The sequence below is a fragment of the Achromobacter sp. ACRQX genome (genome assembly GCF_022346505.1).
Taxonomy (GTDB): Bacteria; Pseudomonadota; Gammaproteobacteria; order Burkholderiales; family Burkholderiaceae_B; genus Achromobacter; species Achromobacter animicus.
This window is the reverse complement of the sequence record NZ_JAKRML010000013.1, coordinates 135,195-143,991: the sequence shown is the minus strand read 5'-3', so window position 1 is coordinate 143,991 and position 8,797 is coordinate 135,195. Positions and strand designations below refer to the sequence as shown.

The window sequence follows — 8,797 nt, the reverse complement described above, 5'->3', positions numbered from 1 at the left end:
ACAATGCGCGGGGCTTTTTGAGCCGGTTGTGGTGCGGGAATCGAGCCCACCGTCGAACAGGCCGCCTTCGACAAGTTCCGAAGCGCCTTCTCCGCCTACAAGCCCGTCTACTTCGCCGTCGGCACCCGCGGCCTCACCACCGCCCGCTTCCAGATCAGCGCCAAATACCGTCTGATCAGCCCGCGCGGCGGCGAAGACACCTGGCATGACGACTTCTACCTGGGCTACACCCAGACCTCGCTGTGGGATCTGGAAAGCGACTCCAAGCCCTTCATCGACACCACGTTCAATCCCAGCGTGTTCTGGATGACCGACGACATCTGGAAATCCGAGAACCAGAACTGGCGCTTCGGCATGAACACCGGCGTCGAACACGCCTCCAACGGCAAGGACGGCGAAGACTCCCGCTCCCTCAACGACGGCTACATCGAACCGCGCTTCCACTACCGCTTCGACAGCGGCAGCACCCTCACCTTCGCCCCCAAGGTCAAGGCCTACTTCGCCGTCGCCAAGGAAAACAGCGACTACGCCGACTACGCCGGCCACGTCGACTGGCAACTGCGCTGGGCCCAGGACAACGGCGCGGTCGTCTCGGCGATGTACCGCCAGGGAGATCAGAAGCGTCGCACGACGCAGCTGGATTTCGCGTGGCCGCTGCGCCGTACGTTCCTGAACTGGAACGGGTACCTGCATCTGCAGTACTTCAACGGCTACGGCGAGACGCTGCTGGGCTACAACCAGCGCAACGAAAGCCAGTTCCGCGTGGGCTTGTCGCTGATTCCGTAAACGCACAATGCGGCAAGCAAGCGTCAAATGAAATCGCCGGCCTGTCAGGCCGGCGATTTGCTTTGCGCGCACTTCAGTATGTCGCGTCCGTCAGCGGGCCGGTGTCAGACACCCAGGCAGCAGGATCGTCAAACTGTGAGACCGGCTCAGCGGGTGTCAGACACCACGATTTGAAGCCGTCGACGCAAGCCCCCCGAACGTCAGATAAGGCCGCCCGCGCGGCCGACATCTGGCAGCCCCGCAAGATCTTCCGGCCATCAACCAACCTTCAAAAGAAGGCCAAGCAAGCCACCCTCCCCGCCGACCGCACGACCTCATACGACGCAGCCCGGTGCGGCGGTGGCCTGGGTGCGCGGGGCGTGTAGATGCGCCCGAGGGAATCGGAAGGCAGTCGCCGAAGGCGACAACGACGATGACGACGGGGCAGTCCGGAGCGAAGGCTCCGGACCGCAATCGTAGCCCCGCGCACCCAGGCCACCGCCGCGCCGGGCGTCTTAAGAACTCGCACCGAAGCCGCCAAATTCAACGAAGGGATTTCCCTCACTCCCCCCGCAACTCCCACCCACTCCCGTAAACTCCGCGCAAAAGCGCAGCCAATAATCCGCGCACCAAGGGGATCCGGGGCAACTCCCCGGCAGATTCAACAAGCACCAGGCCATTCATGTTCGCCGACCTGAAGCACCTCTCGCACCACGCCGCCTGGCGCCGTCAGCTTGAAATGCTGCTGGAATCCGCCGGCGAAGGCATCTACGGCATCGACCTGCGCGGCAGATGCATCTTCATCAACAGCGCCGGCGCCGACATGCTCGGCTACACCCCCGATGAGCTCGTCGGCCGCAACATGCACTACCTCATCCACCACTCCCACGCCGACCGCACCCTCATGCCGGTCCACGACTGCCGCATCTTCAAAGCCTTCCGCGACGGCCGAGGCGAACGCGCCGACGACGAAGTGCTCTGGCGCCGCGATGGCACGTGCTTCGACGCTCAATACGCCTCGTACCCCATCCGCAACGACCAGGAAGTCGTAGGCGCCGTCGTCACCTTCTCCGACATCACCGCCCGCAAAGGCATCGAACGTGAGCTTCAAAACACCCAGGCCCTGCTAGAACGCCGCGTCGGCGAACGCACCGCTGAACTCAGCGCCGCCCACGAGTCCCTGCGCCGCCTGTCTTCCCACCTGAGCACCCTGCGCGAAGAAGAACGCGCCCACATCGCCCGCAACATCCACGACGACCTCGGCGCCTCCTTCACCGCCCTGCAACTGGATTTGAACTGGCTGCGCCGCCAGCTAAGCGCCACCCCCGCCCTGCAGACGCACCTCGACCGCATGCTCGACGTCACCCAGACCGCCATGGGCGCCACCCGCCGCATCCTCAACGACCTGCGCCCCGTCGTCCTTGACCATCTTGGCCTCTGGGCCGCCCTCGAAGCCCTGCTGCAAGACCTGCAAACCCGCAGCGGCCTCCAATGCCGTTACCTCTGCCCCCCCGACACCGAAAGCCTGCGCCTCGACCGCAACGCTGAAATCGCCATCTACCGCATCGTCCAGGAACTGCTTACCAACGTGCAGCGGCACGCCCGCGCACGCAGCGTCAGCGTCAGCGCCGCCTGGGGCGCCGACGGCCTCGTTCTCACCGTCGAAGACGACGGCGTCGGCATGCAGTTGCCCGAAGACCGCCACACCTTCGGCATCCTGGGGATGCGCGAGCGCGCCCGCGCCATCGGCGGCGACCTTGCGCTGGACAGTGCCCCCGGCGCCGGCATGCGCGCCCGCCTGCGCCTGAACCCGCTGGCCGCATGAAGGAAACCCTGCCATGCCCCTGAACCTGCTCATCGTCGACGACCACCTCATCATCCGCCGAGGCCTCGCTCGCATTCTTGAAGAAGACCCGCGCGTCGCCCTCGTGCATGAAGCCGCCGACGGCCCCGCCGCTCTGCGCGCCCTGCGCCAGGCGCATTACGACGCCATCGTCCTGGACGTCGCCCTCGGCGAACGCGACGGCCTGGACGTGTTGAAAAGCGTGCGCGCCGACCACCCCGGACTCGGCGTCGTCATGCTGTCCGTCTACCCCGAATCCCAGTTTGCGGTCCGCGCCCTGCGCGCCGGCGCGCACGCCTACCTCAACAAAGGTTGCGAACCCGAAGAACTGCTGGCCGCGCTCACCAACGCTGCGGCAGGCAAGATGTACGTCACCCCCACCGTCGCCGAACTGCTCGCCCACACCGTCCGCCAGGACAGCTCCCGCCCACCGCACGAACTTCTGTCCAACCGCGAATTCCAGGTCCTGCAACTGCTCGTTGCCGGCCGCTCCGTCTCGGCCATCGGTGAACAGCTGGCGCTGTCCGTCAACACCATCTCCACCTACCGCAGCCGCATCTTCGAAAAGCTCAACGTCCGCACCCTGGTGGAACTGGTCTCCTACGCCAACACGCACCAGTTGGGTGCGATCTGAGCGCGAACGCACTACCGCGGCGCACCGCGCGCACCACGTAGTAAGTCCCCTACACGCGTATCGTTGAACCGGCGATACCGGCTGCCGCCACGCAGCCCCATGATGGCTCCATTCCCGATCGAAGGAGCCACCATGTCCCTCTTCAACAATCCGTTCGACGCCAACAGCCGCCTTGCCTGCGGCTGCGGCCGCCACGCCTCGCAGGCCGAACACGAACGCGCCGAGCAAACCGGTCTGACGGGCGACACCGCCGCCAGTGCCGTCGAGCAGGCCGTCATGCGCGCCCTGTTCCCGCAGGATGCGCTGCGCCGGCGCTTCCTGCGCGCAGTCGGCAGCGGCACCGCCATGGCAGCCATTGCGTCGATCTTTCCGCTGGCCGCCGCCAAGGAAGCTTTCGCGCAGACCGCCGGCCCGCTGGAGAAGCAGAAACTCAAGGTCGGCTTCATCCCCATCACCTGCGCCACGCCCATCATCATGGCGCACCCCATGGGCTTCTACGGCAAGCAGGGCCTGGACGTCGAAGTCGTCAAGACCGCCGGCTGGGCGCTCATCCGCGACAAAGCCATGTCCGGCGAATACGACGCCGCGCACATGCTGTCGCCCATGCCGCTTGCCATCTCGATGGGTGTCGGCGCCAGCCGCGCTGTGCCCTGGACCATGCCCGCCGTCGAAAACATCAACGGCCAGGCCATCACGCTGTCCATGAAGCACAAGGACCGGCGCGACCCGAAGGACTGGAAGGGCTTCAAGTTCGCCGTCCCCTTCGATTACTCCATGCACAACTACCTGTTGCGCTACTACCTGGCTGAACACGGCCTGGATCCCGACACCGACGTGCAGATCCGTTCCGTGCCGCCCCCCGAAATGGTGGCCAACCTGCGCGCCGACAACATCGACGGCTTCCTGGCGCCCGATCCCGTCAACCAGCGCGCCGTGTACGACGGCGTCGGCTTCATCCACACCCTGTCCAAGGCCATCTGGGACGGCCACCCCTGCTGCGCGTTCTCCGCCAGCAAGGAGTTCGTCACCACCATGCCCAACACCTATCAGGCCCTGCTGAAAGCCATCATCGAGGCCACCGCCTACGCCCGCAATCCCGCCAACCGCAAGGAAATCGCCACCGCCATCGCCGCCCCCAACTACCTGAACCAGCCCGTCACGGTGGTCGAACAGGTGCTGACCGGCACCTACGCAGACGGCCTGGGCAAGGTGATCACCGATCCCAACCGCATCGACTTCGATCCCATGCCGTGGCAGTCGTTCGCCGTGTGGATCCTGACGCAGATGAAGCGCTGGGGCCAGGTCAAGGGTGACGTGGACTATCAGAAGATCGCCAGCGACGTCTTCCTGGCCACCGATGCCGTGCGCCTGATGCGCGAAGCCGGGCTGACCCCGCCCGCGGAAACCGGCAAGACCTTCAGCGTCATGGGCAAGCCCTTCGATCCCAGCCAGCCCGAGGCCTACCTCGCCAGCTTCAAGATCCGGAGGACCTGATGGGGTCCGTGCAACACTGGCGGGCCACGTTCCTGTCCGTCGCCCTGTTCCTGGCGTTTCTGCTGCTGTGGCACGCCGCCACCCGCCCCGATGCGGGCGAGGCGACGGTGGATCCGGCCTACGCCGCGCTGGTCGGCAATGCCGCGGCCAGCGGGTCCAAGACGCCGTTTCCCGGTCCTGCCGAGGTCGGCGCGCAGTTGTGGCAGCACCTGAAGGACCCGTTCTATGATCGCGGACCGAACGACAAGGGGATCGGAATCCAGCTGGGTTACTCCGTCGCGCGGGTGCTGACTGGCTTCGGCCTGGCCGCGCTGGTCGCGATCCCGCTGGGATTTTTGATCGGCATGTCGCGCACGGTGTACCGCGCGTTCGACCCCTTCATCCAGGTGCTCAAGCCGATCTCGCCATTGGCGTGGATGCCGCTGGCGCTCTACACCATCAAGGACGCCAACACTTCCGCCGTCTTCGTGATCTTCATCTGCTCGCTATGGCCCATGCTGGTGAACACGGCGTTCGGCGTAGGCGCCGTGCGGCAGGACTGGTTGAACGTGGCGCGCACGCTGGAAGTGTCGCGGCTGCGCACGGCGCTGCAGGTCATCCTGCCCGCCGCGGCGCCCACCATCATGACCGGCATGCGCATCTCGGTCGGCATCGCATGGCTGGTGATCGTCGCTGCCGAAATGCTGATCGGCGGCACGGGCATCGGCTACTTCGTCTGGAACGAGTGGAACAACCTGTCCATCTCCAACATCATCTGCGCGATCTTCTTCATCGGGCTGATCGGCATGCTGCTGGACAACCTGCTGGCGCGCGCCGCCCGGCTGGTGAGCTATCGGGAGTAACGCGCATGAGCCAATCTTTCCTGCAGGTCCAAGGGCTGGGCAAGCGCTATCCCGGACGCGATGGCCGTCCGCAGCCGCCCGTGTTCGAGAACATCGACTTCCAGATCGACAAGGGCCAGTTCGTCTGCGTCATCGGCCACTCTGGCTGCGGCAAGACCACCATCCTGAACGTGCTGGCCGGTATCGACGACAGCAACGAAGGCATCGTCATCATGGACGGCCGCGAGGTCGCGGGGCCGTCGCTTGAACGCGGCGTCGTGTTCCAGGCGCACGCGCTGCTGCCGTGGCTGACGGCGCTGCAGAACGTGGAATTCGGCGTGCGATCGCGCTGGCCGGCCTACAACCGCGAACAGGTCCGCGTGCACAGCCAGCGTTACCTCGACATGGTTGGCCTCGGTCACGCCGCCGGCAAGAAACCTTGCGAACTGTCTGGCGGCATGAAGCAGCGCGTCGGCATCGCCCGCGCGTTTGCCATCCAGCCCAAGATGCTGCTGCTGGACGAACCCTTTGGCGCCCTGGACGCGCTGACGCGCGGCGCCATCCAGGACGAGTTGCGCGCCATCGTCCAGGAAACCCGCCAGACCGTTTTCATGATTACGCACGACGTAGACGAAGCCATCCTGCTGTCCGACCGCATCCTGCTCATGAGCGCGGGTCCGTACGCCCGCATTGCCGAATCCGTCACCGTGGACCTGCCGCGCGACCGCACGCGCGCCAGCCTGCATCACGAACCCCGCTATTACGACATCCGCAACCATCTCGTCGACTTCCTGGTCGACAAGGCCCATCACAAGGAGTGAACCATCATGATGTCCCGCGCTGAAGTCACCGAACTCGTCGTCACCCGCAAGCTGGAAAAAAAGCTGTCATGGGGCGCCATCGCCGAAGCCGTCGGCCAGAGCAAGGAATGGACCACCGCCGCGCTGCTGGGCCAGATGACCATGACCGAGGAACAGGCGCAGGCCGCCGCCCGCGTACTGGATCTGCCTGCAGACGCCGTCGTGCAGTTGCAGGTCGTGCCCTACAAGGGCTCGCTGCCCAGCACCGTGCCCACCGACCCGCTGATCTACCGCTTCTATGAACTGATCAACGTCTATGGCACCACGTTCAAGGCGCTGATCAATGAAGAGTTTGGCGACGGCATCATGAGCGCCATCGACTTCAAGATGGATCTGTCGCGCGAAGCCGACCCCAAGGGTGACCGGGTGCAGATCGTGATGAGCGGCAAATTCCTGCCGTACAAGACGTACTGAAGCGGGCAAGGCGGGACAAGTCCCGCCTGTCGCTAGCCTTCGGCGGCCAGTTCTTCCCAGCCCAGTTCGCGGGTGCGCTCCAGCGTCACCGTGACCTGGGCCGCCGCTTCGCGCACCGCCTCGATGAGGTCCAGCCCGTTCAGCAGCCGCGACGCGACGCCCGCCATGAACACGTCGCCCGTACCATGCACCGACGGCGGAATGGCGATCTCCGGATGCGTGACCACCGTGGCGTCATCCCGCGTCACGGCCACCAGTTGCAGTGTGCCGGGCGCGGCGGCCATCGGCGCGGCGCTGGTCACGACGATCCAGGTCGGCCCGCGTGCCATGAGTTCGCGCGCCGCGGCCACCACCTCGTCCACCGACGACAGCGCCCGGCCAACCAGCAATTCCAGCTCGAAATGATTGGGCGTCATGCCCTCGGCCAACGGCACCAGCAGATCGCGGTATTGCGCGACCAGCCCTTCATTGACGTAGAGCCCGTCGTTGCGGTCACCCATGACCGGATCGATGAATACGCGCAGCTCCGGACGCGACGCGCGCACGTCCGTCAGCCATTGCGCCAGCAGGTTCGCCTGACCCGGCTGCCCCAGATACCCGCAGACCACCGCGCGCGCCACCTGGCTCACGCGCCGTTCGTTCAACCCCTGCAGCAAGCCTTCGAACCAGTCCAGCGGCACGGCCCCGCCATGCAGCGTGGGATAGTGCGGCGTGTTGCTCAGGATGACGGTGGGCAGTGCAATCGCGCGCAGCCCCGCCTTGCGGAACACCGGCATCGCGGCGTTGTTGCCGACATAGCCGTAGACGACCTGGGACTGGATCGAGACGACGTCCACCTGCGCGGTGCGGGCGGGCAGCGCTGCGCCCGGCGCGGGGGCAGCGGGAATTGCGGTCATGAGGATGGCTCCTGGGTACAGGCCGACGGCTTCAGGCCATGCGGGTAATGAAATAGATCTTCTTGACGAACTCGTCCACTTCCCAGCGGCCGGTGTAGCCCTCAGGCATGACGAAGGCCTCGCCCACCGTCAGCTCATGCACCGTGCCGTCCGGGTCCACCAGGCGTGCCGCGCCTTCGACGATGTAGCCGAACTCGATGTAGCCGGTGGTGTTGGACTGGAACGATCCGGCCGTGCTTTCCCACACGCCAGCTTCCGCCTTGCCGGCGTTGCCTTCAAACGCGGTCACGGTACGGAAGGCGGCATCGCCCGAGATCGGACGGCGCGGCTTGCCGGGCACCGGGTTCTTCATCGGGCCGGCATCGATGCGGACGAGCCGCGATTGATCGTTCTTCATGGTTATTCCTGTGTCATTCATGGATTCGATACGCCGCCCGCGCGCTCAGTGCGCCGCCACCACCAGCACTTCGGCCATCGCACGGCTGACAGTGCGCATGCGGTGCGGAAGTTCGGAGTCGAAATAGACGGAGTCGCCGGTCTCCAGGCGGAACTGGCGTTCGCCCACGTGGACTTCGATGGCGCCTTTGAGCACCAGCAGGAATTCCTCGCCCGGGTGGGGGAATACGGCCGCGGCGTCCGGAAATTCGCGCGGCGGATGGACGACGAAAGGCTCCATCGCCTTGACCTTGCGGCGGCCAGCCAGCGACTCGTAATGATATTCGCTGCCCAGGCCGCGGCGTTGCAGGGCCTCGCGGTCGGCAACCCGGACCACGCTGACCACTTCATCCTGCGCGGCGTCGTCCGCGCCCACCAGTTGCGACACGCCCACGCCATAGGCCTCTGCCAGGCGCAGGACCGTCGAGATCGAGGGCTCGCTCAGGCCCCGCTCCAGCTTCGAGAGGTAGCTCTTGGTCAATCCCGTGCGCTGCGCAAGCTGTTCCAGGGACAGGCTTTGCTGGCGGCGCAAGGTGCGTAGGCGGTGCGGCAGGTCGATCATGGGGCGGAAAGGCGCAAATACAACCGGCAAGAATGCCCCAAAAGGGCGTCGCCGTCGAGCGGCCCCGCCCCGC

The 8,797-nt window shown here is 65.8% G+C and carries 9 protein-coding genes and 1 pseudogene; 7 read left to right on the top strand and 3 right to left on the bottom strand.

The features are described from left to right. Positions 1 to 60: 60 nt before the first annotated feature. The 7 genes and pseudogenes from MHZ91_RS14275 to cynS all read left to right on the top strand — a co-directional run. Positions 61 to 786: pseudogene (locus MHZ91_RS14275) on the top strand (phospholipase A); the annotation flags it as partial. 661 nt (positions 787 to 1,447) lie between these two features. Further along, the gene (locus MHZ91_RS14270; RefSeq protein ID WP_218344398.1) at positions 1,448 to 2,590 is read left to right on the top strand and encodes a PAS domain-containing sensor histidine kinase; all 1,143 of its coding nucleotides are present in this window, start codon (positions 1,448 to 1,450) and stop codon (positions 2,588 to 2,590) included. A gap of 13 nt (positions 2,591 to 2,603) precedes the next feature. Next, complete coding sequence (locus tag MHZ91_RS14265; RefSeq protein WP_056563872.1) at positions 2,604 to 3,242, top strand: response regulator transcription factor; 639 nt, start codon at positions 2,604 to 2,606, stop codon at positions 3,240 to 3,242. 132 nt (positions 3,243 to 3,374) lie between these two features. After that, a complete protein-coding gene (locus tag MHZ91_RS14260; RefSeq protein ID WP_239214235.1) occupies positions 3,375 to 4,736 on the top strand; it encodes a CmpA/NrtA family ABC transporter substrate-binding protein in 1,362 nt (453 codons plus the stop codon). Beyond that, complete coding sequence (gene ntrB / locus MHZ91_RS14255; protein WP_175124391.1) at positions 4,736 to 5,578, top strand: nitrate ABC transporter permease; 843 nt, start codon at positions 4,736 to 4,738, stop codon at positions 5,576 to 5,578. Before MHZ91_RS14260 ends, ntrB begins: the two co-directional genes overlap by 1 nt. A gap of 5 nt (positions 5,579 to 5,583) precedes the next feature. Next, positions 5,584 to 6,378 carry an ABC transporter ATP-binding protein gene (locus MHZ91_RS14250; protein ID WP_175185754.1) on the top strand — a complete coding sequence of 265 codons (795 nt, stop codon included), beginning with the start codon at positions 5,584 to 5,586 and terminating at the stop codon, positions 6,376 to 6,378. A gap of 9 nt (positions 6,379 to 6,387) precedes the next feature. Further along, on the top strand, positions 6,388 to 6,831 hold the full coding sequence (gene cynS / locus MHZ91_RS14245; protein ID WP_056324548.1) for a cyanase: 444 nt from the start codon (positions 6,388 to 6,390) through the stop codon (positions 6,829 to 6,831). Positions 6,832 to 6,863: 32 nt separating this feature from the next. On the opposite strand, the gene pdxK is transcribed toward cynS, so the two are convergent. From pdxK to MHZ91_RS14230, 3 genes are read right to left on the bottom strand one after another with little or no spacing between them, the layout of a single operon-like run. Continuing rightward, positions 6,864 to 7,727: a pyridoxine/pyridoxal/pyridoxamine kinase gene (pdxK, locus tag MHZ91_RS14240; RefSeq protein ID WP_239214234.1), complete on the bottom strand. Its 864-nt coding sequence runs from the start codon at positions 7,725 to 7,727 to the stop codon at positions 6,864 to 6,866. A 31-nt stretch (positions 7,728 to 7,758) separates the two neighbouring features. Beyond that, entirely contained in the window at positions 7,759 to 8,124 is a 366-nt protein-coding gene (locus tag MHZ91_RS14235; RefSeq protein WP_175185756.1) for a cupin domain-containing protein, read from the bottom strand. A gap of 45 nt (positions 8,125 to 8,169) precedes the next feature. Beyond that, the gene (locus MHZ91_RS14230; RefSeq protein ID WP_056563890.1) at positions 8,170 to 8,724 is read right to left on the bottom strand and encodes a helix-turn-helix domain-containing protein; all 555 of its coding nucleotides are present in this window, start codon (positions 8,722 to 8,724) and stop codon (positions 8,170 to 8,172) included. Positions 8,725 to 8,797: the final 73 nt, after the last annotated feature.